General features: G+C 59.0%; 23 protein-coding genes and 1 tRNA gene. 11 read left to right on the plus strand and 13 right to left on the minus strand.

Translation table 11 applies throughout. The annotated features are described in order from the left end of the window. Window positions 1-20: 20 nt before the first annotated feature. Complete coding sequence (locus tag D3P04_RS04520; protein ID WP_119746353.1) at window positions 21-1,121, minus strand: anhydro-N-acetylmuramic acid kinase; 1,101 nt, start codon at window positions 1,119-1,121, stop codon at window positions 21-23. 56 nt (window positions 1,122-1,177) lie between these two features. On the opposite strand from D3P04_RS04520, the gene tyrS reads away from it, so the two are divergent. Further along, the gene (gene tyrS / locus D3P04_RS04525) at window positions 1,178-2,422 is read left to right on the plus strand and encodes a tyrosine--tRNA ligase (RefSeq protein ID WP_119746354.1); all 1,245 of its coding nucleotides are present in this window, start codon (window positions 1,178-1,180) and stop codon (window positions 2,420-2,422) included. A gap of 124 nt (window positions 2,423-2,546) precedes the next feature. Next, window positions 2,547-2,708, plus strand: coding sequence for a hypothetical protein (locus D3P04_RS23255; protein ID WP_182912729.1), 162 nt, complete (start codon window positions 2,547-2,549; stop codon window positions 2,706-2,708). A gap of 8 nt (window positions 2,709-2,716) precedes the next feature. Here D3P04_RS23255 and D3P04_RS04530 read toward each other — a convergent pair whose 3' ends face one another. Then, window positions 2,717-3,184, minus strand: a complete 468-nt coding sequence (locus tag D3P04_RS04530) for a DUF1203 domain-containing protein (protein WP_119746356.1) — start codon at window positions 3,182-3,184, stop codon at window positions 2,717-2,719. A gap of 100 nt (window positions 3,185-3,284) precedes the next feature. Here D3P04_RS04530 and D3P04_RS04535 point away from each other — a divergent pair, with 100 nt between their 5' ends. Further along, entirely contained in the window at window positions 3,285-4,550 is a 1,266-nt protein-coding gene (locus D3P04_RS04535) for a glutamate-5-semialdehyde dehydrogenase (protein ID WP_119746358.1), read from the plus strand. Between the two features lie 54 nt (window positions 4,551-4,604). On the opposite strand, the gene D3P04_RS04540 is transcribed toward D3P04_RS04535, so the two are convergent. After that, on the minus strand, window positions 4,605-5,243 hold the full coding sequence (locus D3P04_RS04540) for a histidine phosphotransferase family protein (RefSeq protein ID WP_119746360.1): 639 nt from the start codon (window positions 5,241-5,243) through the stop codon (window positions 4,605-4,607). 39 nt (window positions 5,244-5,282) lie between these two features. On the opposite strand from D3P04_RS04540, the gene D3P04_RS04545 reads away from it, so the two are divergent. The 4 genes from D3P04_RS04545 to D3P04_RS04560 all read left to right on the plus strand — a co-directional run bounded on the left by D3P04_RS04545 (window position 5,283) and on the right by D3P04_RS04560 (window position 9,600). Beyond that, the gene (locus D3P04_RS04545; protein WP_119746362.1) at window positions 5,283-5,462 is read left to right on the plus strand and encodes a DUF3553 domain-containing protein; all 180 of its coding nucleotides are present in this window, start codon (window positions 5,283-5,285) and stop codon (window positions 5,460-5,462) included. 152 nt (window positions 5,463-5,614) lie between these two features. Next, on the plus strand, window positions 5,615-6,397 hold the full coding sequence (locus tag D3P04_RS04550; RefSeq protein WP_119746364.1) for a GNAT family N-acetyltransferase: 783 nt from the start codon (window positions 5,615-5,617) through the stop codon (window positions 6,395-6,397). Continuing rightward, window positions 6,394-7,275 carry a lysophospholipid acyltransferase family protein gene (locus tag D3P04_RS04555; RefSeq protein ID WP_232844878.1) on the plus strand — a complete coding sequence of 294 codons (882 nt, stop codon included), beginning with the start codon at window positions 6,394-6,396 and terminating at the stop codon, window positions 7,273-7,275. Before D3P04_RS04550 ends, D3P04_RS04555 begins: the two co-directional genes overlap by 4 nt. 60 nt (window positions 7,276-7,335) lie before the next feature. Further along, window positions 7,336-9,600 (plus strand): adenosylcobalamin-dependent ribonucleoside-diphosphate reductase, encoded by a 2,265-nt coding sequence (locus tag D3P04_RS04560; RefSeq protein WP_119746366.1) that lies wholly within the window; start codon window positions 7,336-7,338, stop codon window positions 9,598-9,600. Between the two features lie 69 nt (window positions 9,601-9,669). Here the strand turns inward: D3P04_RS04560 and D3P04_RS04565 are convergent, their stop codons facing one another. Further along, complete coding sequence (locus D3P04_RS04565) at window positions 9,670-9,951, minus strand: DUF983 domain-containing protein (protein WP_232844879.1); 282 nt, start codon at window positions 9,949-9,951, stop codon at window positions 9,670-9,672. Between the two features lie 171 nt (window positions 9,952-10,122). Beyond that, entirely contained in the window at window positions 10,123-10,581 is a 459-nt protein-coding gene (locus tag D3P04_RS04570) for a hypothetical protein (protein WP_147391883.1), read from the minus strand. 255 nt (window positions 10,582-10,836) lie between these two features. Here D3P04_RS04570 and D3P04_RS04575 point away from each other — a divergent pair, with 255 nt between their 5' ends. Continuing rightward, window positions 10,837-11,304 (plus strand): Ivy family c-type lysozyme inhibitor, encoded by a 468-nt coding sequence (locus D3P04_RS04575; RefSeq protein WP_119746370.1) that lies wholly within the window; start codon window positions 10,837-10,839, stop codon window positions 11,302-11,304. Window positions 11,305-11,433: 129 nt separating this feature from the next. On the opposite strand, the gene D3P04_RS04580 is transcribed toward D3P04_RS04575, so the two are convergent. Further along, window positions 11,434-11,784 (minus strand): antibiotic biosynthesis monooxygenase family protein, encoded by a 351-nt coding sequence (locus tag D3P04_RS04580; protein WP_119746372.1) that lies wholly within the window; start codon window positions 11,782-11,784, stop codon window positions 11,434-11,436. Then, window positions 11,781-12,104, minus strand: coding sequence for an NIPSNAP family protein (locus D3P04_RS04585; protein ID WP_119746374.1), 324 nt, complete (start codon window positions 12,102-12,104; stop codon window positions 11,781-11,783). Before D3P04_RS04585 ends, D3P04_RS04580 begins: the two co-directional genes overlap by 4 nt. Before the next feature lie 71 nt (window positions 12,105-12,175). Between D3P04_RS04585 and D3P04_RS04590 the strand changes: the two genes are divergently transcribed. Then, window positions 12,176-12,841, plus strand: a complete 666-nt coding sequence (locus D3P04_RS04590; protein ID WP_119746376.1) for an ArsR/SmtB family transcription factor — start codon at window positions 12,176-12,178, stop codon at window positions 12,839-12,841. Between the two features lie 228 nt (window positions 12,842-13,069). Continuing rightward, window positions 13,070-13,708 (plus strand): class I SAM-dependent methyltransferase, encoded by a 639-nt coding sequence (locus D3P04_RS04595; RefSeq protein WP_119746378.1) that lies wholly within the window; start codon window positions 13,070-13,072, stop codon window positions 13,706-13,708. A gap of 111 nt (window positions 13,709-13,819) precedes the next feature. Here the strand turns inward: D3P04_RS04595 and D3P04_RS04600 are convergent, their stop codons facing one another. From D3P04_RS04600 to D3P04_RS04625, 6 genes are all read right to left on the minus strand, one after another. Further along, on the minus strand, window positions 13,820-15,217 hold the full coding sequence (locus tag D3P04_RS04600) for an ammonium transporter family protein (protein WP_119746380.1): 1,398 nt from the start codon (window positions 15,215-15,217) through the stop codon (window positions 13,820-13,822). Between the two features lie 162 nt (window positions 15,218-15,379). Beyond that, complete coding sequence (locus tag D3P04_RS23520) at window positions 15,380-15,511, minus strand: putative transporter small subunit (RefSeq protein WP_220475265.1); 132 nt, start codon at window positions 15,509-15,511, stop codon at window positions 15,380-15,382. 18 nt (window positions 15,512-15,529) lie between these two features. Further along, a complete protein-coding gene (locus D3P04_RS04605) occupies window positions 15,530-17,164 on the minus strand; it encodes a sodium:solute symporter family transporter (RefSeq protein ID WP_119746382.1) in 1,635 nt (544 codons plus the stop codon). A gap of 473 nt (window positions 17,165-17,637) precedes the next feature. Then, entirely contained in the window at window positions 17,638-20,004 is a 2,367-nt protein-coding gene (locus D3P04_RS04615; RefSeq protein ID WP_119746385.1) for a DUF1989 domain-containing protein, read from the minus strand. Between the two features lie 61 nt (window positions 20,005-20,065). Next, a complete protein-coding gene (locus tag D3P04_RS04620; protein WP_119746387.1) occupies window positions 20,066-21,409 on the minus strand; it encodes an NAD(P)-binding domain-containing protein in 1,344 nt (447 codons plus the stop codon). Window positions 21,410-22,000: 591 nt separating this feature from the next. After that, window positions 22,001-22,077, minus strand: a tRNA-Met gene (locus D3P04_RS04625). Window positions 22,078-22,269: 192 nt separating this feature from the next. Here D3P04_RS04625 and D3P04_RS04630 point away from each other — a divergent pair. Continuing rightward, complete coding sequence (locus D3P04_RS04630) at window positions 22,270-23,868, plus strand: ABC transporter substrate-binding protein (protein WP_119746389.1); 1,599 nt, start codon at window positions 22,270-22,272, stop codon at window positions 23,866-23,868. Window positions 23,869-23,879 lie beyond the last annotated feature (11 nt).

Below are 23,879 nucleotides of genomic sequence, written 5' to 3' on the forward strand. Positions count from 1 at the left end.
GAGGAAGAGGCAAGCCGCATTTACCGGCTGTGGCTGATCCGCCCTCCGCAAACCGGCGCTGGAACTCCGGTCGTCATGGGGCCGGAGGTCGGAAGCCCTTGCAAGACGCGGGCCGCCAGCCAGCCGAAGGCCTGTGCTTCAAGCATATCGCCGTCCAGACCCGCCGATTCGACGGGCTGCACCCTGGTTGGCAGCTCTGCGCGCAATGCTTCCATGATCGCGATGTTATGACGCCCGCCGCCACAGACCAGAAGAACCGCCGGAGCCGAGGGCAGCCAGCGCAGCCCCACCGCGACCGAACCCGCCAATGCCGCGACCAGCGTGGCCGCCGCATCGGCATCGGTCAAATGGGAAACCGCCTGGGAAAGCCCTGAAAACTGATCCCGATCCAGAGATTTCGGCGGCGGGCGCTCGAAATACGGATGGCGCAGGAATTCTGTCAGAATGGCATGGTCAATCTGTCCCGAACTGGCCAGCCTGCCGCCTTCGTCCCGTTCCCGGTGCAGGCGACTGCGCATCAGGTCGTTGATCGGCGCGTTGGCAGGGCCGGTATCGAAGGCGATGCAGGCGCCCGGGGCCTCGGGCGCGGAGGCAGAGGGATCGGTCCAGGTAATATTCCCGACCCCGCCGAGATTCAGGAAGGCTACGGGTTCTGCGGGCAAATACCCCTGCGCGATGGCCCATTCCGCGCAGGCCCAGTGAAAAAACGGTGCAAGCGGAGCGCCTTCGCCACCCTGCCGGACATCCTCGCTGCGAAAATCCCACACGACGGGGCGGTCCGTCAGACGGGCAAGCGCCGCGCCGTCCCCGGCCTGATGGGTGCCACGGCCCTGCGGGTCATGCGCCAAAGTCTGGCCGTGATAGCCGATCAGTTCCGCCTCGGGAAAATCCGCCGCCAGTGCCGCATGGCTGACGACCGAGATCTCCGCTGCGTCCTCCACCCCCGCATCGCCGTGCCAGTGGCCAAGCGCCGCATGCAGCACGGCGGCCTCGTTATCCGAATAGGCGCGATAACCGCTGCGGCCAAATCCGCCGATACGGATGCCGTCCGTCTCGATCATCGCCGCATCGACTCCGTCCAGCGAGGTTCCCGACATCATTCCCAGAACGCGGATCATCATGGCTTTTCCTTTGCTCTCGCAGCCGGTATATCCGCAGCGCAGCAAAGGAAACACCCATGACCTACCAGCCCAAATCCGATTTTCTGCAGATCATGTCCGAACGCGGCTATCTGGCCGATTGCACCGATTACGAAGGTCTGGACAAGGCGCTGCTGGCCGGTCCGGTAACGGCCTATATCGGCTATGATGCGACGGCGGCCAGCCTGCATGTCGGGCATCTGCTGAATATCATGATGCTGCGCTGGCTCCAGAAAACCGGTAACCAGCCGATCACGCTGATGGGCGGCGGGACGACCAAGGTGGGCGATCCGTCTTTCCGCGCGGATGAACGGCCATTGCTGGATGATGCCGCGATTCAAGGCAATATCGACGGGATGCAGCAGGTGTTCGCGCGCTATCTTGTTTACGGCGACGGACAGGCACTGATGCTGAACAACGCCGAATGGCTGGACGGGTTGAACTATCTGGAGTTCCTGCGCGATATCGGCCGGCATTTCAGCGTCAACCGGATGCTATCATTCGAGTCGGTCAAGTCGCGGCTGGACCGCGAGCAGTCGCTATCCTTCCTTGAATTCAACTACATGATCCTGCAAGCCTATGATTTCCTTGAGTTGAATCGCCGCTATGGCTGCCAGCTTCAGATGGGTGGCTCGGATCAATGGGGAAATATCGTCAACGGGATCGATCTGACCCGGCGTGTGGATGACAAGGTGATCTGGGGGCTGACCTCGCCCCTGCTGACGACCAGCGACGGGCGCAAGATGGGCAAGTCGCAGGGCGGTGCCGTCTGGCTGAATGGCGGGATGCTGTCGCCCTATGAATTCTGGCAATTCTGGCGCAATACGACCGATGCCGATGTGGGACGGTTTCTGAAGCTTTATACCGAATTGCCGGTCGAGGAATGCAATCGTCTCGCAGGCTTGCAAGGCTCGGAGATCAACGAGGCGAAGATCCGTCTGGCCAATGAGGTCACGACGCTTCTGCATGGCGCCGATGCGGCGGCGAGCGCCGAAGCAACCGCGCGGGAAGTCTTTGAACAGGGCGGCACGGGCGGCGATCTGGAGGTTGCTCTGTTGCCTGCGGATGCGCTTGATGATGGGCTGAGTGTGGTTCAGATGCTGGTCAAGACCGGTATCACGACAAGCGGCAAGGAAGCCAAGCGGCTGATCGCCGAAGGCGGGCTGCGTCTGAACAACGATTCCGTCAGTGATCCTTTGCTGCCTGTCGATGCGGAAATGATCGGTGATGGTCTGAAGGTTTCTGTCGGCCGAAAAAAGCACCGGATGGTGCGGATCGGCTAGGGCGGTTATTGCATGGCTGCCTTGCGCAGCCATGTGACGCCACGTCGCGGCACTGGAATTCGGGCGTCGACGGTCATATCTGCACGGATGCGGGGGGAAACCACTCGAATATGGCAGATCAGATATGAGCCAAGATACACAACCGCAAAGCATCGCCAGCCGTCAGAACGGAAAAGAAGCCGATAACGCTCTGGAGCAGATGTTCGGCTATTTTTCGCGAGAGGAGCAGCCGCGCCGGATCGTTACGGAATTCGACGCTTATCGGGCTGCGGTCCGCGCCGCCTGATTATCGTCTTATCCGCGCTCGACCCGGCAGTGGAAACAATTATTGCTGGCGGAGCGGATATGGATGAATGCGATCTCGTCCCGCGTGAACAATTCGCGGCACCGGGCCTCGATTTCTCCGGTCGGGACGACTCCGCCGGTTCCATAGACGATACGTTCGTCGGAGGAATAGCCGCGGACGATATATTGCTTTGATCGCAGAAAGCCCGCGGGGAAATCCGGCCCTCCCGCCGCGCATTCCGCGGCGCAAAGGAAGATCGGGCCGGATTCGGTATAGGGGTTCAGCCCCTCGAATGGCCTATGCGCGACGATCAGATAAGGTTCGCCTTCGGGCACCTGCTCCATGCAGTGACGGCAGGGCGTGCCATTGCCGGGTGAGGCTGCGACATGTTCGGGTGCCAGACCATAGACGTCAGCCGCGCCGTTGCGCCATGCCTGTGCTAACGCGGTCGGGATCGGACGGAAACGGATTTGCATTTCGGGACTCCTGTTTTGCGACAGACCTGTTTATGTAGGGCAGGCGAAATGCAGGGGCGCAGAAATCGGGCGTCTCATTCGGCAAACTGGGTGACATGCGATGAAGGACATGGTCGAAGCAGAGGCGTTGATCGCGAAAATGGGCGAAGCCGCGCGCGCGGCCGCGACGGAATTGGCGCAAGCCCCGGCCGAACGGAAACATGCCGCATTGATCGGCGCAGCCTATGAAATTCGCAAACGTGCGCCCGAAATTCTTGCGGCGAATGCGCGCGACCTGGAATATGGTCGCGAAAAGGGCCTGTCCGACGCGATGATCGACCGGCTTCGGCTGGATGACGACCGGTTGCGCGGGATCGAGGACGGCTTGCGTGCCGTGGCCGAGCAGCCGGATCCGATCGGTGCGGTCATCGATGAATGGGACCGTCCGACCGGGTTGCATATCCAGCGCGTCCGCACACCGATCGGCGTGCTGGGCGTGATCTATGAAAGCCGTCCGAATGTGACGGCGGATGCTGGCGCGCTTGCCTTGAAATCCGGGAATGCGGTGATCCTGCGCGGCGGCTCGGAAAGCCTGCATTCGTCAGAAGCGATCCACGCCTGTCTGGTTGAAGGATTGCGTCAGGCGAAATTGCCCGAGGCCGCCATTCAGCTTGTTCCCACCCGTGACCGTGCGGCGGTCAGTGCGATGCTGACCGCGCAGGGCCTGATCGATGTCATCATTCCACGTGGCGGCAAGGGATTGGTCGGGCTTGTACAGCGAGAGGCGCGGGTGCCGGTCTTCGCGCATCTTGAAGGGATCTGTCATGTCTATGTGGATCGCGATGCGGATCCCGACATGGCCCGCAAGGTGGTGCTGAACGCCAAGACGCGGCGCACGGGCATTTGCGGTGCGGCCGAATGTCTGCTGATTGACTGGCAATTCTATACGAAACACGGCGCGGCGGTCATCGAGGATCTGATCGCCGCGGGTGTCGAGGTCCGGGCGGAAGGCGAGTTGTCGAAGATATCGGGAACCGTTCGCGCGCAGCCTGATGATTTCGGGCGGGAATTTCTGGACATGATCATCGCGACCCGGCTTGTGGACGGCGTTGACGAAGCGATTGCGCATATCCGGGAATATGGAAGCCAGCATACCGAATCGATCCTGACCGACAATGACGCGACGGCCGAGGCGTTCTTTGCCGGGTTGGACAGCGCGATCCTCATGCGGAACGCCTCGACGCAATTTGCCGATGGCGGCGAATTCGGCATGGGGGCGGAAATCGGTATCGCAACAGGAAAACTGCATGCCCGCGGCCCGGTCGGAGCCGAGCAACTGACCAGCTTCAAATATCTGGTTACGGGGCAGGGAACGATCAGAGGCTAGGCCGGATCTCCGGCGGGACCGCCCCTTTGTCAGCCGGGGCGGTCTTTTCGAATTTCAGAACGCGATTCCGGCGCCGCGCCCGGTCAGTTCCCAGCTTAATGCGCGGCCACAATCCGCCGCCGCTTCCGCAAGCAGGAGAAACTGAACCTCTGACGGCGAAGGGCTAGGGTTGCGCTGCGGCGGGGTTTCGGTTTGATCCAGCCAGGCCCACAGGGCGGTATCGGCCCGGGTTTCTTCGGCATCCGCCGTCAGTTTCCAGCCGGTTTCGGAATGCCGAACCGTGACGTTTCCGCCTTTGGACAGGGCATGTTCAAGGCACATCGTGGCAAGCAAGACCATCCGGATGTGATCGTGCGGAAATGTGCCGTAGGCAATCAGATCAACCTTGATCCGTCGATGTGCCATCATGCCGGATAGCAGTTTCTTCAGCTGCGCCGTGGTGATCGACTGATCCGACGAGGCATGACCGAAAGCGATTCTGAATGACTGCAACCGGTTTTGCGCGGCGCTGACCGAATCTGCAATAAGGCGCATTTCGGGTGTCTGGGTCAGGCCAGGGAAATCGTCCGAAAGTTCAAGCAGTTCTATGCCATTGCCGATCGCCCCGATCGGAGAAACAAGATCATGGCACAGCCGGGAACCAACCAGTGTCGCCAACTGGCGGGGATCGATACGCATTGTATGGGCACTCATCAGAATGTACCTTCCGAAACTGACATTAAAGGATTAATCATGAATGAACTTCTCGAACCCGGAATGATCGTCCGGCATCCCGGTGCTCCGGAATGGGGAGAAGGACAGGTGCAATCGCGTATCGGCGACCGGATTACCGTGAATTTTATCAACGCCGGAAAGCAGGTTATCGACGGTAAAAGGGTTACTCTGGAGATCCTGCGGTGGAATCAATCGTGACATTGTGACCAATAATTACTCTTCTTTGGGTTGTTTTGCGCGCGCATGCAGCATCTTTCGCGTGTAGCAGGAACTTGCAGTTGGTTGCAATACGACATTTGCACATTTAGACAGGCAGTCCTGAGCGCATTTCGGCAATACCGGCAGGTCCGATGAAATCCGACCCTTCTTATTTCGATATCTGTATTGCCACGAGTGAGCGTGATCTGCGCGCCGCGCAAAGGCTGCGCTATCGGGTTTTCGTCGAAGAGCTTGGTGGCGACGGCCCTCTGGTTGATCATGAGAATCGGCTTGAGCGGGACGAGTTCGATCCCGTTGTCGATCATCTTTGCCTGATCGATAAACGGCGCAGCGCGGATGCCCTGGATCATGTCGTGGGGGCTTATCGGCTTTTGCCGGGGCTTCGGGCCGAGGAATTCGGGCGTTTCTATTGCGATAGTGAATATGATCTGACCAGATTGCGTGCCTCGGGACGCTCGCTTCTCGAGCTTGGCCGGTCATGCGTGGACCGGGATTATCGGGGCGGCTCGGGGATGTTTCTGCTGTGGAACGCCCTGGCCGATTATGTTCTTGATCTGGGGATAGAACTGCTGTTCGGCGTCGCCAGTTTCCATGGCACCGATCCCCGGATACTGGCTCCGTCGCTCAGTTGGCTTTACCATCATCACCTTGCTGACGGGACATTGCGCCCCACGGCCCGGTCGGAAGGTTATCAGCAGATGAATCTGATCCCTCCGGACCAGCTTGACCGGCGCGAGGTGATGATCGGCATGCCCGCGCTTATCAAGGCCTATCTTCGGCTTGGTGGCCGGGTCGGGGATGGCGCTTATATCGACCGGGATTTCAATACGACCGATGTTTTCCTTCTGATGGACACGGCGGCCATGTCCGAAAAGCACAAGAAATTTTACGAAAGCCGCTGGCAAGGGCAATGAGCGGAACACGCGAGCGCATCGAAGCCATCCCGGGTGAGATGACATGGCGAAGCGACGACGTTCCTGCATTGGCGCGGCCGGCGGGGTTTTCCGGCTGGTGGCGGGTTATCCGCCGCGGGATACCTGCGATTCTGGTGCTTCTGATCGGTGTGATCCTGATCCTGCCGATGCGCGGAATCGAAAAGCTTCTTCATGGTCCCCGCCGTCCGTGGACCGGGCCTCATGTGCAGATCGTCTGCCGTCTGGTGCTGATCTGCATCGGGCTTGGCTGGCGGCGCCAGGGGCAGCCCATGCGCGGTCCCGGCGCCATCGTGGCGAACCATTCAAGCTGGCTGGATATCCTGACGATGAATGCGGCGCTGCCGATCTTCTTCGTTTCCAAGGCCGAGGTGCGGGGCTGGCCCGGGATCAATATCCTGACTGCCGTCACCAATACCCATTTCGTGGTTCGCGATCCGAAATTCGCCCGGCAGCAGGCAAGGGAATTCGCCGCGCGCGTGCGGGCGGGCCATCGGTTGCTGTTCTTCCCCGAGGGAACCTCGACCGATGGGCGGCGGGTCCTGCCGTTCAAACCGACGCTGTTTCAGGGCTTTCTGGATCCCGAACTGCCCGAAGCCCTGGCGATTCAACCGATGAGCGTTGCCTATCACGCGCCCAGCGGGTGCGACCCGCGATTCTACGGCTGGTGGGGCGATATGGGGCTGGGGGATCATCTGCTGGCGGTGCTGTCCGCGCCGCATCAGGGGCGGGTCGAGGTGGTTCTGCTTCCGCCCGTTCCGGTTGCCGGAGAAACCCGAAAGACATTGGCCTTGAAGACATGCGAATCCGTGCGGGAAGGGCTTGATGCCGCGCTTGGAGAAGCGGATAATCAAGATTGAATTCGCCCCCATAATACCATATATTGTATCCCCCTCCGCCATTGCCGCCAAGGAAGCCAGATGACTCGCTTTGCCGCCCCAATTGCCGAACAGATCTGGGACATGAAATACCGGATGAAGGATGCCGCCGGGCAACCTGTTGATGCAACGGTCGAGGATAGCTGGCGGCGCGTCGCCCGTGATCTTGCGCAGGTCGAGAAAGAGCCGGAGATCTGGGAAGATCGTTTCTATGCCGCGCTCGAGGATTTCAAATTCCTGCCCGCGGGCAGGATTCTGGCCGGAGCGGGAACGGGCAGGACGGTCACTCTGTTCAATTGCTTTGTCATGGGGACGATCCCCGACAATATGGGCGGCATCTTCGACATGCTGAAAGAAGCCGCTCTGACCATGCAGCAGGGTGGCGGGATCGGCTATGATTTCAGCACCATCCGCCCCAAGGGAGCCGAGGTGAAGGGCGTGGCGGCGGATGCCTCGGGGCCGCTTTCCTTCATGGATGTCTGGGATGCGATGTGCCGCACGATCATGTCGGCGGGCAGCCGGCGCGGTGCAATGATGGCCACGATGCGCTGCGATCACCCGGATATCGAGCAATTCATCGAAGCCAAGCAGGACAGTGCCCGGTTGCGCATGTTCAACCTGTCGGTGCTGGTTACGGATGCGTTCATGGAGGCCGTGAAGGTCGACGGCACATGGGATCTGAAATTCGGCGACAAGGTCTATCGGACCTTGCAGGCGCGCGATCTGTGGAACCGGATCATGCGCGCGACCTATGATTACGCCGAGCCCGGCGTGATCTTCATCGACCGGATCAATCAGGCGAATAATCTGCATTACGCCGAGACGATCTCGGCGACCAATCCCTGCGGCGAGCAGCCATTGCCGCCCTATGGCGCCTGCCTGCTGGGCTCGATCAACCTGGCCCGGCTGGTGACGGAACCGTTCTCGGATGCCGCAAGGCTGGATGAGGCGGCGCTTGACGAACTGGTGCGGACTGCCGTGCGGATGATGGATAACGTGGTGGATGCCTCGAAATTCCCGCTGGATCAGCAGGCCGCCGAAGCACAGGCCAAACGTCGGATCGGGCTTGGAGTCACCGGGCTGGCGGACGCGTTGCTGATGCTGGGGCTGCGATACGGGGCAGAGGATGCGGCTGCGCAAACGCGGGTCTGGATGAAGGCAATTGCGCGTTCGGCCTATCTGGCAAGCGCCGATCTGGCGCGTGAGAAGGGGGCTTTCCCGCTGTTCGATGCGGATGAGTTCCTGAAGTCGGGTTTCATGCAGCGGATGGATGCGGATGTGCGTGACGCCATCGCAGCGCATGGCATCCGTAACGCGCTTCTGACTTCGATCGCGCCGACCGGGACGATCAGCCTTTATGCGGGCAATGTCAGTTCCGGGATCGAGCCGGTCTTTGCTTATGCCTATAGCCGCAAGGTGCTGCAAAAGGACGGTTCCCGTACCGAGGAGGAGGTGGTCGATTACGCGGTGCAGATGTGGCGCGATCTGAAGGGCGATGCACCCTTGCCGGATCACTTCGTGAATGCGCAGACCCTTGCGCCCCGCGATCACGTCGCCATGCAGGCGGCGGCGCAGGAATGGGTGGACAGCTCGATCTCCAAGACCATCAACTGCCCCGAAGATATCTCTTTCGAGGATTTCAAGGATGTTTATCTTGCGGCGTGGGATCTGGGCTGCAAGGGCTGTACGACCTATCGCCCGAATGATGTGACCGGTTCGGTCCTGTCCGTTTCCGAAAAAACCGAGGCCGCGCCCGAAGCCGATCGGGGTGCCGATGTCGTCTATCTGACAGAGCCGCTTGACCGGCCGGCCGCGTTGGAGGGGTCGACCTACAAGCTGAAATGGCCGGGCAGCGAACATGCGATCTATATCACCGTGAATGACATCGTGCAGGGCGGACATCGCCGCCCCTTCGAAGTGTTCATCAACTCGAAGAATATGGAGCATTTCGCCTGGACCGTAGCATTGACGCGGATGATCTCGGCAGTGTTCCGTCGCGGCGGGGACGTGTCTTTCGTGGTCGAGGAACTGAAAGCGGTGTTCGATCCGCGCGGCGGTGCCTGGATGCAGGGCCGTTATGTGCCGTCCATTCTGGCGGCGATCGGCGGGGTGATCGAGCGGCATATGATCTCGACCGGGTTTCTGGCAGGTGAGGGTATGGGCCTGAAATCCGATCCCCGAGCAGAGGTCGTGGCCGTCGGGGAACGCCCGAAAGGCCCGGCCTGCCCAAGCTGCGGGCAGTTTGGCATGCAGATGCTTGAGGGATGCATGACCTGCCCGAATTGCGGCCATTCGAAATGCGGATAAGCACAAGAGCATTCCGAACCGACGACGGCCGGGTGCTGACCGGGCGCCACGACGTCTTGGGAGGGAAGGCTACGCCCCGGGGTCCTGCTCCTGATGAGACCAGAGATAGCCGATGAATGCGCCTTTCACGATACGCAGCAATATAAGGGTCAGAAGCGTCGTGATCAGGCCGACGATGAGCAGCAATGTCAGCGGGCTTGGTCTGAACAGCACCCAAGTAAAGCCAATCAGCGGGATCAAAAGCAATAGCATGATCGTCATGGTGAAGAACGCCGGACCGTCTGCGGCCCGATAGTTTCCAAGCGGAGCCTTGCAGTTTTCGCATTCGGGAGAGATCGTCAGATAGCCCATCAGAAGTTTTCCCTCCCCGCAATTCGGGCAGCGGTTCATCAACCCACGAATAACAGCCGCTTTTCTTTCCTGGGATTCCGTCATGTCCAGCCTGGTCCTCATATCACGTCAGCCATGCTGACATGGCCGACGATAGCAAGTTCCGGGCGGGCGTGACCACATCCGGCGGATTTATTGGCCGCTCAAGCCTTCCGATTTGAAGAAATCCGCGCATAGCGGTTCGGTCAATGCGGTAAATTCGTCTTCCGAAAGCTTTGCATAACAGGCCGATCTCAGGCGGCGCTCATACATCGTTCCGGGCTGCGGTCGTTCGGGACGATTCCCCTCGACAGAGGCCGCCTCGGACATCTTCATGAATCTGCCCGAAGGCGGATCGAAGGCAAATTCGTCCTCATAGATTTTCTCCAGACAGATCATTCCGCGGGTCGAGTCCTGCAGATTGAAGATCACGCCTTCCCTGCTCAGAAGCTCTTCCCCGATTTCTTTCGCGGCATCGCTGGAGGGATCGTTCTCAAGTGCTGCCTCGCATTGATCAAGAAGTTCCCGCATCGGCAGACTGCCGTAATTTTCATCGGCAAGAAGCGTGACGGGGAATATGGCGAATAGGGCGACAAATACGGCCGGTTTCAATTTTTCCTCCGGAGATGATGCGTTATCTCCCAATTGCCCATGAATGCGGATGTGACGCAAGCCACAGTTCCCGGCACCTTGCCGCTGCTGGCGAAGTTTGGCCATAGGAGTTGCCGGCAGAGCGCAGCCGCCCTCTTTGCTCAGCGGTGCCATCACATATAATTCGTTTGCCGCCCCCGCTCGTCTGGCCTAGTTTCGTGAGGCGCGGCGAAAGACATTCCGCCAATTTCCGAAACAAGAACCGTGGTCCGACCGATGAATACCAGATTCTGTGCCCTGATCGCGCTTGTGCTTTCCCTGCCGGCGACCTCGTTCGCCCAAAGTGAAAAGACCGAACCGTCCCTGGCCGATCTGACCGAAGACAAGAAAATGCAAGCGGCATTCGATGACATGGCCGGGGAAGTGGAATTGCCCGACTGGGTCAAGTCCAAGGCGGTGACATCTCCGGGTCAGCGGGTCAGTTTTGACGGCAAGGAATATCTGGCCATGACCGGTTGCGAGCAGCATCAATGCGGCGCTCACAAGATCGCGGTGCTTTACGATGAACAATCCGGCACGATGTATGGTCTCTTGACCGCCGGGGATGAGGAAAGCGGCAGCGAGACACTGACCTGGCTCAATATCGGTGGCGGTCCGGAATCGATTGACGGCAAGACGCTGTTATTCGCGGCGGTGACCGGAAGCATCGAGAACCACCCCGAGGATTTTCAATACGCGCAGTAAAACGCCGCTTCTTCGCCGATGGCTTTCTGAACTAGTGCTGCGCCGGTTGGCGGCGCTGCCCTGGATATTTGAGTGAAGAAGGGCAGACGCGGAGCCGGTCAGATATGACGGCAATCACCGGGCAACCGCTCAGCCGCCGGAATGGATATTGCGACTGTCTGCCGGTGCTTCGTCTCGGGCGTTCATGCCGTAATCGCGCGAAACATTGGCGATCCGCAGACGGTAATCGGCAAAGACGTGATCCCGGCCGGCCGTCTGTGCCGCACGGTGCTCTGACAGATTGCGCCATTGCGCGATGGCGGCTTCGTCGCGCCAGAAGGACAGCGACAGAATTTTTTCGGGATTCGTGAGACTCCGGAAACGCTCGATCGAAAGGAACCCGTCTATGCCTTCCAGCAAGGGGCGAAGCTGGGCCGCCAGATCAAGATATTCGGTTTGGGATTCCGCGGTGATTTCCACTTCGAAGATGACCGCGATCATGGGCGCACCCCATGCGGCGCCGAAGCCATCTTGACGAACAGGCGATCCTCGCGCCGGATGAAGCCCTGATCGCGGGCGAATTCGAAATTCTCGCGTCCCAGAGGATCGGCAGCCAGCCGGGCGCGATAACTCTCGTATTCCGCCAGAGAGGGCAGGGAGTAGATTCCGTACGCAGTCGTCGCCGATCCTTCATGTGGAGCGAAATAGCCGAACAGATCGGCTCCGCAGCGCGGAATGCATTGTCCCCAGTTGCGGGCATATTCTTCGAACAGGTCGCGCCGGTTCGGCTCTATATCATAGGTGATGATGCAGGTTATCATGTCTTGGCCTTTCCTTGCTGTCACCTGTATAGCAGATTGCCTTTATGCAATGGTTCGATTAAGATCGAACCATGAGAGAAAGCCCGGATATCGCGCGCATTGCCGCATTGGTCGCGGATCCTGCCCGCTGTTCAATGCTGCTGGCATTGATGGATGGTCGCGCCCTGACCGCGACCGAGCTTGCCGGTCTTGCCGGGATCACCAAGCAGACGGCCAGCAGTCATCTGGCGAAGCTGGTGGATAGCGAGGTGCTGCGGATGGAAGCGCAGGGGCGTCACCGCTATTTCCAGCTTGGGGGACCGCATGTGGCGGCCCTGCTTGAGGCGTTGATGGTGTTTTCCAGCGATTCCGTTCCGCCATTGCGCACCGGACCAAAGGATTTCGCGCTTCGCAGGGCGCGGGTCTGTTACGACCATCTTGCCGGAGAGATGGGCGTGGCGCTTCATGACCGGATGCGCGGGGGCGGCTGGTTGTCCGATGATCTGACCGTTACCGGCAAGGGGTGGGCGCATCTTGCCGCAATCGGTCTGACCCCGGCGGAATTGCCGCGCAGCAATCGTCCGCTTTGCCGGTCCTGTCTGGACTGGAGCCAGCGCCGCCATCACCTTGCGGGTCTGGTGGGCAAGATGATCCTTGACCATATTCTGGCACTGTCCTGGGCGCGGCGTCTGCCAGCGTCCCGTGTCATCGCGTTTACACCGGATGGGGAACGACGCTTTCTGGATTGGCTGCGGTAGCGCCGGGCCAATGCGGAAGCCGTATCCGGCAGGAGTGCTTATTTCGGATAAATGGCCAACCAATAAGACTGCAATGATCCGCTTGGGGGAAAAATGCCCATCTTCGTCAGGCTGTAGCGCGACGATAGTTCCGCACGATCCCGGAAGAGACCCGACTGTCGCCGTTCTGTTACCATGCCTTGGGAGAATTGCCCGAACAACCAGAGAGCATTTTGTACCGCGAGCATCATGAACACAGAGAAAGACGTCAGCTTCTGGGATCGGACTTCACGAAAATACGCCAAGAGTGCGATTGCGGATCAGGCCGGATATGAGCGCAGCCTGGACCGGACCCGCGCCCTGCTGGAACCCGAGGATCGGGTGTTGGAGTTGGGTTGCGGTACGGGAACCACGGCTTTGCGGCTGGCGGGCGATGTGGAAAGCTATCTTGCGACGGATATTTCCGCCGGAATGATCGCGATCGCCAATGAAAAGAGCGCGGCTGATCCCATCTCCGGACTGGTCTTTCGCATAGCGGCGGTGGAAACGGTTGCACCCGATGCGGCAGGGTTTGATGCGATATTGGGATTCAATTATCTCCATCTGGTCCGCGACCTGTCAGATACGCTGCGCTGCATTCGTGCTTTGCTTGTCGCTGACGGCTTCTTCATCTCCAAGACACCCTGCGTTGGCGATATGAACCCGCTTATCGGATTTGCCTTGTTGCCCGCGATGCGCATGGTCGGCAAAGCGCCCTATGCAAATGTTTTCAAGGCAGCAGAGCTGAACCGGCATATACAGGATGCAGGCTTCGACATTCTTGTGTCTGAAAGCCATGCAACCGGACGCAGGGATGCCCGCCCCTATATCGTGGCGCGCAAGCGGTAGGAGGCTGCATCGGTGCTTCTCGCCTTTTGCGGCGGGATCAGGTTTCCCAGCCTGCCGCCGCCGTCCCGGGAAATGCAGGGCGGCGACGGCATTTGTCGCGGAAGCTGCGGTTCAGGCGCTTCTGCCGATCTCGGGCGAGACGGCCGCCGGTTGTGGTGCGGCGGGTTTCTCGTCGGTTTTCAGGCTCCAATATAGCTCGTCCAGGCCGGAAGCCTGATCTTCAACCGGCACGCGCAAGCCGACGGTCCGTTCCAGCAGGAAGGCCAGAATCGCGCCTGTCAGGACACCGGCACCGATACAGATCGCGATCCCCGCAAGCTGCATGAGAAGACTGATCTGACCGTGCTGGAACGCATAGGCGCCCTCTTCGATGCCGAAATAGCCTCCACGAGGTGTCCCGGCCTTCATAAGCCCGACCATGATCAAACCATATATGCCCGCGCCGAAGAAAAGCGGGAAAAGTTTATGCTCGTCGATGCCGCGCTTCAGCGTGAATTCGTAAACCGCCCAGCATGTGACGGGCGCGAACAGCGCGACAAGGAATGCCTGCCATGGCAGATAGACATCAAAGCCGGATGCGCAGGCCACATAGCCCGCCAGAGGTCCGAACAGGAAATAGATATAGGACCTGGTTCTGTAGGAGATGATCGCCCCGGTGATCGCGCCGCCCGCCCAGGCAAGACCGTAATTGTTGAACGCAATGCCGACGCTGGTATCCGCCATGGTCACGCTGACGGCCAGTGCCTCGGGATCGAAGAAGAACAGGCATGACAGGATCACCATCGGCAATCCGGCAAAGATCGTCACCAGCCCGGTCGCGGCAAGGCCGATGCTGGGCGCGTTATATGACGGGACCTTGGGGTGAGGCTCGAACATGCCCGGTCGTTGCCCCAGTTTCGGCACCAGAGCCGCCGCCATTCCCGCCGGAAACAGGTAGACGAAACCGACCCCGAAGAAATCGTGGAATCCTGCATTGGTCAGCGGACCGACCGATCCCCAGGTGATCCAGCTCAGCACCGAGGACACGATGGTCGCCACGACCGCGGTGATGTAATAGGAGGTCGCCGTCATCCGCTCGGATACCGAGAAATGCAGCAGGACATTGACGATCCCGGCAAAGCAGGCAAGGAAGAACACGAATATCTGGAATGTGTTCAATCCCGGGAAAATCGCCGGATCGGTATGATGCGCCAGACTGTTGGCCAGGCTGCCGCCCAGCCACCAGTCATGAAGGGCATCGCCAAGTGTTGCACCTTCCATGATATAATATTGTCCGGCCCAGAAACCGAAGCCGATCATGAAATAGGTAGTAAAACCCAGAAAAAATCCCACCATTTTCTCGACGGTGGAATTGTACAGATTTTCGCTGCGGGTCGTGCCTGCGTCGATCATCAGAAGCCCGACGACGACAAGGATCGCACCGACCGCGCCAGAACCGTAGATAAGGTTCTGTACAAGCGAACTCAGCGTGACTTGCTCTGAATAGAGCATGGCTGCGTTAGATTCCATTATTGTTGCTCCCTGTTTTCAGTCCCTTTGTTTCTCAAGGCTTTCCATCTGTTGCTTCGTGTGGGACGTCACGAAAATTCATTGTTTCGCCTGTGCCTCCCCGCAGGCTCTGCTTTCCGTGATCCGTGAGCTGAAGGGGAATCCATCGATCCCCCTCCCGGATCAGATCATCGGTCTTCCATCTTTCCGCGCCTCTCGGATTTCCCGCAGAAAGGCGCGGACGAGAACGAATAACACTCCGGCGACAATGACGGGCCAGACAAGGACATATGCGCTCAGCAGAATTTCGGTCATGGTCATCAATCCTTTCACTCAGGTGTTTTGCGTGTCGAATTGGCCGGCATGACGCGCGATCCGGTCGAAATCGAACTCATCTTTGTTGAACCAGGAAAGCACCACGCACAGGATCGCCGATACCGCATAGGCCAGAAGCGATGCGGTCAGGACCGGATATTGATGCAGGAAACCAAGTGCGAAGGGCAGGGTGATCAGCATCGCTACCACCACTGCCGCCACTCCGGCCCGCAGGCCGAAAAAGCCGAAGATCATCAGTCCGGCGATGACGCCTATGCCGACGACCGACAGAAGATCGGTGACGACTGCGATTGTGCCTTCCAGCGGCAGCCAGCCCGTGCGCACCAGCGTGAAGACCGCCAATGCTGCAAGGACCGAGATGGTGAAGCCGGTATTGTTGACTTTGTTCCAGTAGAAACTGGCGATAACCGGAAAGACCAGCGCTCCCCAGATCGCCCCGACGAGAACAAGCAGATCAAGAATATCAAAGCGGCTGCTGGCGAAATACATTGCCATTCCGGTTGCGACGATCATGGTGATGCGGCCGATCAGCAGCATGAGTTGCGGCTTGGCGCCCGTCTTTCCCGCGATATTGCGGCCATAGATGTCGGTCATGACGATGGACGACATGGCCGCCAGATCCGAGTCTGCGGTCGAGGCGAGCGACCCGATGATCATGATGAAGAAGACGCACAGGAAGGCCAGCGGCAGATAGCCAGCCGCAAGCTGCGGGATCAGATTGTTGACGTCGCCATCCGCCGGGTCGATACCGATATAAAGGGCAAGCACGCCAAGCATTCCGACCCCGATCACCGTCGCGCCATAACCCACGGTTGCGGTGACGAAGGTTTGCTTGATCATATCTTCGCGCACGGCGAACAGGCGCTGTGCGATGGTCTGATTCCCGATCGCATAGGCCAGAACCGCGGCGATGAAGGGCGCGCCCTGATTGAAGAACGCGTCGGATGAGAAGAAGCTTTGTTGCTGTGCCGTCAGGTTCTGTGCGCCTTCAACGAAGATCGAACTTCCGCCCGCCGCGAAGAAGATCATGGGAACAACGATGACGACTGCGCCCAGCATGGCACAGACCTGAATGAAATCCGTCAGCATCGAGGCCCGGATGCCGGACCATAATGTATAGAGCAGCACCCCTCCTGCGATCAGCAGCACTCCGGTCGAGAAGGACAGCGGTGACATCATCGAAATCAGGGCGCCTCCGGCGATGAAATTGGACGTCAGGCTGAGAAGACTTCCAAGCAGGTTCGATCCGGCAAGAAGCAACTGGCTGGACTGCCCATGTCGGGCATGCAGGATTTCAGCCAATGTATGGGCCCTGGGCGCCAGCGATCTGATGCGCTTGCCGAAGGGATAGATGAACAGGATCATCAATGCGCCCCACAGCCCGTAATGGATCGGTCCGGAAAGCCCATAGGTATAGCCCGAGGTCGCCGAGGCATAGAGAGATGCTGCCCAGATCCAGGTGGCCGTCATTGACGCAGCCGAGATGCCGAAACCGACATTATTGCCCGCTGTCATGTAGCTGTCGGCATTCTCCTGCTTCTTGCTGATGGATAACGAGATGACGAAGGTGATCCCGAAGAAGGCAAGCAGAAGTAAGAGCGTCAGAGTGGTTCCAAGCGCCATGGGCTGCATTCATCTAGTCCTTTTGCTCAGGTTGCGGGGTATCGACAATTACCAGGAACGTCGTGATCCGTTTGCGGATATCGTCCATTTGGCAAACCGGTCGTCGGTGAACATGTCTGATGATGCCGGCCTTCTGTCGCGGGACCGGCTGAACATCCATTCGCATGTAAGAGGGGGTTGAGCTTGGGAAGCTTGGGGTCGGCCACCATGATGAACAGGTTGCCGCCATGATCACTTCACCAGTTCCGGATGATCTGGCATATCGCCCGTGAGCCGGCAGCCCGCCCCGATATTTTCGACGATGCGTGTTGCCGCCTTGTCAGCCGCATGGGTTGTTGCCGGCCCCGATATCGTCAACGCCACAGCTCCGCTACGGATCGTCTGACCTGCGCTCAAAGTGCCTCCCGTCCCGTCACGGCCCTTGGCCTCCGGGCGTAAGGCAGGGCGGCGATGGGTAAGGGCCCGGGACGTCCGCGATAATATCATGACCGGGGGCGCTTCTTTTCGGGGTCGTAATGCGGGAAAGAGGCGATTTTCGCCGCGATACGTTTCTGATGTCCGTCCAGCCGGCCCACCTCAACTGCCGTGCCCGGCTCGGCATGGGCGATATCCACACGCGCCAGCGCGATCATCTGCCCGGTTCGCGGCACCCGCATGGCCGAGCAGATCTCGCCCACCTGCGCGCGCCCGATCCGGATGCAATCGCCATGCGCCACAGGCTCCTGACCGTCGATCTCAAGCCCCACGAATTTGCGCGAGGGATGTTCCTTGCGCCGGATCAATGCGTCGCGACCCACGAAATCGGCGTTCTTGGATTTCAGCGGAACGGTAAAGCCGATACCGGCTTCGAACGGATCGGTCTGATCGTTGAAATCATAGCCTGCAAAGACCAGCCCGGCTTCTATCCGCACCAGATCCAGCCCGGCCAGCCCCATCGGTTTGATGCCCAGGGGTTCCCCCGCCTGCCAGACGGCATCGAACACCGTTTCACCGTCTTTCGGGTGACAGAACACTTCGTAACCCAGTTCTCCGGTATAGCCGGTGCGCGAGACGACGACGGGCACGCCCTGTTCGCCGCCGATCCGGCCCACGGTAAAGCGGAACCAACCCAATTCCGGCAAGGCGGGCTGATGCGGAGGCGTCCAGATGATCTCGGACAGCAATTCGCGGGATTTCGGCCCCTGAACCGCTAGATTATGCATCTGGTCGGTGGACGAGCGGATCATCACGTTCAACCCCAATCGGGCGGCTTCCTCACGCATCCAGACGCCGCCTTCGTCAGAGCCTCCGATCCAGCGGAAATTCTGCTCGCCCAGCCGGAACAGCGTGCCGTCATCGATCATGCCGCCATGCGGGTAGCACATGGCCGAATAGACGACCTGTCCATGACCCAGCGTGCTGACATTCCGGGTCAGCACCCAGTTCATCAGGGCTTCGGCATCCGGGCCTGTTACCTCGAATTTGCGCAGTGCCGACAGATCCATGGCCACCACGCCCTCGCGGCAGGCGAAATAGCTTTCGACCGCGTCGCATTCCGGGAAGGAATTCGGCAGCCAGAAGCCGCGATATTCGACGAAATCGCGCGTCATTCCGGCGAATTTCTGGTGGAAGGCGGTCTCGCGCGTCATGATCGGCTCCGAATCTGGTGTGGCGCGCCATGCGACTGCGCGTTGAATGCGCTCGGTCGCGGCGTAGCTGCGTAAATGAATATCGGTCAGCATCCAGCCATTGGCCGGCGAGGTGTCATCCGGGCAGGCCGAGGACACACAGACAATATCCGTCAAAGCCCTCAGCAAGACGTAATCGCCGGGCCGGGACCATGGCTCGTCGGTATACATGACGCCATGCTCGTCGATCGAGGTATTGAAGAAGAAATTCGCCGCCATCCAGCCGCGCCGCTCGGGCACCCCGTAAGGCGACAGCGCCGCGTTGAAATTATCGGTGCAGTTCACATGACCGGGATAGCCGATATCGTCATAATATTTGGCCGAGCAGGCCATGGCGAAAGCATCATGCCGACCGCAGGTATCCTGAATCACCTCGACCAGCGGTGTCAGATCCTGATCGTAATATTTCGCATGCAGACCCGGCATCGGATAGGCGTGGTTCTGATAGGTGCGGGTCGTCGTCACATCCAGAGGCAGCGCCTGCCCACGATCCAGCTTGCGGGCATCGAAACACTGGAAATCCGTACATTGGCGGCCATCGACATCGATGATCTGAATGAACTCGCCCTTGCGGACCAGATAGGCCTCGGCGGTAGAGGATTTCACCCGCAGATCAAGGATCGGATCGGCCAGCGGATCGGGCAGGGCGAAGCCGACATTGCGGCGTGGCGCTGCACGGGTGATGTTCAGCGTCAGCGGCGTTGTGGTGTTCTGAAGCTCGAAATCCATCGGCGCGCCGGGTGCCGCGACCACAAGCCACCCTTCGGCGGCTGCGGTGAAGTCGGCCTGGGCGCCCGGTTCGGTCCCGGCAGAAAACAATCCGATCGCCCGCTTTATCTCGATCCCCCTTGCGGCCAGCCCCTTGCGCAACCGCGCAAGACTGGGCTGATCCGAAGACAGCAGCGCCTGTAATCCATTGGCCAGCCGATCCGCCTTCACACCCAGAATCTGGCTGTCCACCCGCCCGTCGCGATGCGCGGCCAGAAGTTCGGCATGCTGCCCGCCCTCGTCATTCACAATCTCGATCTGATCCCCTGTGGCGATCTGAACCAGAATGGCCCCGCCGCCGGGAACCACGTAGCGTTCGCTGGCCACCGAAAGATTGTATCTCGCGGCCCGGCGCGGGCGCGTTGCAACCGGCGGGCCCGGCCGAAGCAGATTGTCTGGCGGTAATGACAACATCTTTTGCCTCATCCTGAGAGAAGATTTCGAGGCGCCGGGCGGCGCCTCTGGCTATTCATCGTCAGTTCTGCAGGTAGACTTCCTTGCTATCGTCCAGCGCATCCTTCCACGGCGTATGATGGACCGGAGCCATCGTGCCGGTGATCACCGAGCGATAGCAGTGATCGCGGAAGGTCATGATATTTTCGGCCTTGTGCTTCTTCCATTCGAAGAAGGCCTGACATGCGCCATCGACATCGAAGCTGGGATAATCCGTCTCGGCGATCAGTTCCTTGACGTAGTCGCCCTGATACTGGATCGCATATTTGGCGTCGTCCGAGGCTTCCTCGCGCGTGATACGTTCCTGCACGTCGGCCATCATCGCCTGCTTGTCGTCGGGCAGTTCGATCCGCCCAAGGATCGCATCGCGCACCCACCATGCCTGGGCATCGAACATATTGAAGGTGAACCACTGGTCCTGCATGCCCAGATAGAACATCTTCGGATTATGAACATAGACGACCCCCTTATACAGATCGGCGCTCGCCAGCCGGTTGGTGGTCTTCAGTCGCAGATCGTCGGGCAGGAACGGGAAATAATGCCGGTACCCGGTGCAAAGGATGATCGCGTCGACCTCTTTGCTGCCGCCGTCGGAGAAATGCGCGGTCCGGCCATCGACACGTTCCAATGCGGGCAGTTCCTGCCAGTTATCCGGCCATTTGAAGCCCATCGGCGCGCTGCGATAGCATGTCGTCACCGTTTTTGCGCCATATTTCCAGCATTGCGAACCGATATCCTCGGCTGAATAGGACGAGCCAAGCAGCAGCACGTCCTTGCCGGTGAATTCACGGGCGTCGCGGAAATCATGGGCATGAACGATCCGGCCGTTGAACTGTGCGAAACCGGGATATTCCGGCACGTTCGGGCTGGAGAAATGGCCCGAGGCGCAAATCACATGGTCGAACTGTTCTTTATAAACACGGTCTTTTTCCGCGTCATGAACGGTGACGGTGAACTGTTCGGTCTCAGCATCGTAATCGATCCAGCGAATGATGCTTCTGAAACGGATCCAGTCGCGCACGCCCGCTTTCTTCACCCGCCCCTCGATATAGTCGAACAGCACCGCGCGCGGCGGATAAGAGGCGATCTGCTTGCCGAAATGTTCCTCGAAAGAATAATCGGCGAATTCCAGTCCCTCTTTCGGGCCATTGCTCCAAAGATAGCGATACATCGATCCATGGACCGGGTCGCCATTCTCATCGACGCCGGTGCGCCAGGTGTAATTCCAAAGCCCGCCCCAATTGGATTGTTTTTCGAAACAGACGATCTCGGGAATCTCGGCACCTTGTCTGGCAGCCGACTGAAATGCACGCAACTGTGCCAGTCCCGACGGTCCGGCGCCAATGATGGCAATACGCTTGGTCATGTTCCTTGCTTCTCCCAATTGTGGTAAGACCAGTATTGCGAACTGGTTCATTCGGTTTGGACCTATAAGAACATCAGAGTGCCCTTAAGGCAATATTTTTTCGTCACAAGAATGTTGCTTATTATTTTCGTGCGCCTTGAGCGTTAAAAACAGGCTATAACAATCGCATGAGCAGGTCGGTTTTTATCTGGAAACCACCGGTCAGCGGATCCTTGCTTCGTCCCGGCACCGCGAATCGGCACGCTGCGAAACCGGTCTGGCGGAGTGATTCATATTGATGGACGTTTCGGAGAAACTTTGATCCTTGCCGCGCAGCCTTGGATCGAAGGCGTCACGACGCTCTCGAGTTTCCGATAAAGGTGAAACTGTTTTACCTGTTTCGTTGTTGCGGAGATTGAAGCATATCTGCCACTGCCAGAAGAAACGGCCGGTATCTGTCTCGCAGGGATATCTGCAACAAAGGCGATCCTGCCGTTTATATCCTGCCTTGATCCGCCATCTTTCCTGAAATGCCCTCACGCAGGACAGGTAACCATTTCGACCTATAAGGCGAAATCGATCGGATTATTCAGTCATTTTCAAGGGATGCAATGGTAGCGGAGGAGGGATTTGAACCCCCGACACAAGGATTATGATTCCTCTGCTCTAACCAACTGAGCTACTCCGCCACGGGTGGGGGCGATGTAAGGGGTCTGATGGGGGGCGTCAAGCGGTTTCGTAACCTGATCGAACTTGAGTTATGCTTCCCTGATAACGGTGGGGAAGGCGGGTTTCACGGGACTTGCCCTCGCTTCGAGCTTGCGCCACCTTGCAGCTTATCAACCCCGCGTTGACGGGACATGTCCGACAGGGAGACTTACATGAAACATCTGTTGACCACACGTGCGATGCTACTGGCTTCCGCCTTGGCCATTGCACCTGCCGTCCATGCTGAAACGCCGGCCGATATGCTGGTCGTGGCGCATACGATAAACGATATCATCACGCTGGATCCCGCGCAGGCATTCGAGTTTGCGGGGAATGACGTCAATCGTAACAATTACGACCGGCTGGTGGATTTCGATCCGATGGATCTGGACGCCGGCTTCCAGCCCTCGCTCGCCGAAAGCTGGGAAATGTCCGAGGATGGAACCGCGATGACCTTTACCATGCGTGAAGGCGTCACTTTCCATTCGGGTAATCCGGTGCGTGCGGAAGATGCAGCATGGTCGCTGCAACGTGCCGTCAAGCTGGACAAGACGCCCGCATTCATCCTGACGCAATTCGGCTTTACGCCCGAGAATGTCGAGGAAAAGATCACATTCGAGGGGAACACGCTGACCCTGAATCTGGACGAGTCCTATGCGCAATCCTTCGTTCTCAACTGTCTGACCGCCATGGTTGCCAGCGTGGTGGACAAGGAAACGGTTCTGGAACATGTCGAGGGTGAGGATCTGGGCAATGCGTGGCTGGCGAATAACGAAGCCGGTTCGGGTGCATATGTGTTGCAAGCATGGAAACCGAACGAGGCCGTGCAACTGACCGCCTATGAGGATTACTGGCAGGGTCCTGCCACGATGAAGCGGGTGATCATCCGCGATGTGCAGGAATCCAGCGCGCAGCGCTTGCTTCTGGAGCAGGGCGATATCGACGTCGCCCGGAATCTGTCACCGACCGATGTCGAGGGCCTGCAAGGGGTTGAAGGCGTCAAGATTCAGGACGAGCCGCTGGGACGAATCCTGTATATGGGTCTGAATCAGAAGGATGAATTGCTGTCGAACCCCGCTGTGATCGAGGCGATGAAATATCTTGTCGATTACGATGGAATCACGAATAGTTTCCTCAAGGGCCAGTTCGTGCCGCATCAATCCTTCCTGCCGAAAGGATATCTGGGGGCGCTGGAAGAACTTCCCTGGACATATGATGTCGAGAAGGCCAGGCAGATCCTGGAAGATGCCGGGATCGAGGGCGGGACCGTCACGACCAAGGTTCGCGATCTGCGCGAATATATCGACGTGGCGCAATCCCTGCAGGCATCGATGGCCGAGGTCGGATTGACGCTGGAGATTCAGCAGATGACCGGCGCGCAGGTGCTGGATGCCTACCGTGCCCGCGATGTGCCGATCTTCCTGGGCGAATGGGGGCCGGATTACTCTGATCCGAATACCAATGCGGCGACCTTTGCATGGAACCCCGATAACAGCGATGACGCGGCGGCAACCGGCTTGCTTGCCTGGCGGAACGCCTATGCCGTCCCCGAGGACATGGCCGAAATGACCGAGGCCGCAACGCGGGAGCAGGATAGCGACAAGCGTGCCCAGATGTATCAGGACCTGCAGCGCAAATATCAGGCCGAGGCGCCGATCATCCCGCTCTTCCAGCGTATCGAGCCGACCGGATTGCAGGAGAATGTCCAGAACTGGAATTCCGGCAGATCCGTGACCTCGGTCATGTATCATCAGGTCACAAAGGGCGAATAAGCCTTGAGCGT

It is taken from the genome of Paracoccus onubensis (genome assembly GCF_003591515.1).
In the GTDB taxonomy this organism is placed as follows: domain Bacteria; phylum Pseudomonadota; class Alphaproteobacteria; order Rhodobacterales; family Rhodobacteraceae; genus Paracoccus; species Paracoccus onubensis.

What these genes read in the sequence shown, in the direction of transcription:
- D3P04_RS23520 (WP_220475265.1), bottom strand. Translation starts at nt 15,511, where the DNA reads ATGACCGAAATTCTGCTGAGCGCATATGTCCTTGTCTGGCCCGTCATT.
- D3P04_RS04565 (WP_232844879.1), bottom strand. Translation starts at nt 9,951, where the DNA reads ATGGGCTATCTGACGATCTCTCCCGAATGCGAAAACTGCAAGGCTCCG.
- D3P04_RS04540 (WP_119746360.1), bottom strand. Translation starts at nt 5,243, where the DNA reads ATGAGTGCCCATACAATGCGTATCGATCCCCGCCAGTTGGCGACACTG.
- tyrS (WP_119746354.1), top strand. Translation starts at nt 1,178, where the DNA reads ATGACCTACCAGCCCAAATCCGATTTTCTGCAGATCATGTCCGAACGC.
- D3P04_RS04600 (WP_119746380.1), bottom strand. Translation starts at nt 15,217, where the DNA reads ATGGAATCTAACGCAGCCATGCTCTATTCAGAGCAAGTCACGCTGAGT.
- D3P04_RS04550 (WP_119746364.1), top strand. Translation starts at nt 5,615, where the DNA reads ATGAAATCCGACCCTTCTTATTTCGATATCTGTATTGCCACGAGTGAG.
- D3P04_RS23255 (WP_182912729.1), top strand. Translation starts at nt 2,547, where the DNA reads ATGAGCCAAGATACACAACCGCAAAGCATCGCCAGCCGTCAGAACGGA.
- D3P04_RS04580 (WP_119746372.1), bottom strand. Translation starts at nt 11,784, where the DNA reads ATGATCGCGGTCATCTTCGAAGTGGAAATCACCGCGGAATCCCAAACC.
- D3P04_RS04575 (WP_119746370.1), top strand. Translation starts at nt 10,837, where the DNA reads ATGAATACCAGATTCTGTGCCCTGATCGCGCTTGTGCTTTCCCTGCCG.
- D3P04_RS04545 (WP_119746362.1), top strand. Translation starts at nt 5,283, where the DNA reads ATGAATGAACTTCTCGAACCCGGAATGATCGTCCGGCATCCCGGTGCT.
- D3P04_RS04590 (WP_119746376.1), top strand. Translation starts at nt 12,176, where the DNA reads ATGAGAGAAAGCCCGGATATCGCGCGCATTGCCGCATTGGTCGCGGAT.
- D3P04_RS04620 (WP_119746387.1), bottom strand. Translation starts at nt 21,409, where the DNA reads ATGACCAAGCGTATTGCCATCATTGGCGCCGGACCGTCGGGACTGGCA.
- D3P04_RS04595 (WP_119746378.1), top strand. Translation starts at nt 13,070, where the DNA reads ATGAACACAGAGAAAGACGTCAGCTTCTGGGATCGGACTTCACGAAAA.
- D3P04_RS04555 (WP_232844878.1), top strand. Translation starts at nt 6,394, where the DNA reads ATGAGCGGAACACGCGAGCGCATCGAAGCCATCCCGGGTGAGATGACA.
- D3P04_RS04585 (WP_119746374.1), bottom strand. Translation starts at nt 12,104, where the DNA reads ATGATAACCTGCATCATCACCTATGATATAGAGCCGAACCGGCGCGAC.
- D3P04_RS04520 (WP_119746353.1), bottom strand. Translation starts at nt 1,121, where the DNA reads ATGATGATCCGCGTTCTGGGAATGATGTCGGGAACCTCGCTGGACGGA.
- D3P04_RS04630 (WP_119746389.1), top strand. Translation starts at nt 22,270, where the DNA reads ATGAAACATCTGTTGACCACACGTGCGATGCTACTGGCTTCCGCCTTG.
- D3P04_RS04530 (WP_119746356.1), bottom strand. Translation starts at nt 3,184, where the DNA reads ATGCAAATCCGTTTCCGTCCGATCCCGACCGCGTTAGCACAGGCATGG.
- D3P04_RS04615 (WP_119746385.1), bottom strand. Translation starts at nt 20,004, where the DNA reads ATGTTGTCATTACCGCCAGACAATCTGCTTCGGCCGGGCCCGCCGGTT.
- D3P04_RS04535 (WP_119746358.1), top strand. Translation starts at nt 3,285, where the DNA reads ATGAAGGACATGGTCGAAGCAGAGGCGTTGATCGCGAAAATGGGCGAA.
- D3P04_RS04605 (WP_119746382.1), bottom strand. Translation starts at nt 17,164, where the DNA reads ATGCAGCCCATGGCGCTTGGAACCACTCTGACGCTCTTACTTCTGCTT.
- D3P04_RS04560 (WP_119746366.1), top strand. Translation starts at nt 7,336, where the DNA reads ATGACTCGCTTTGCCGCCCCAATTGCCGAACAGATCTGGGACATGAAA.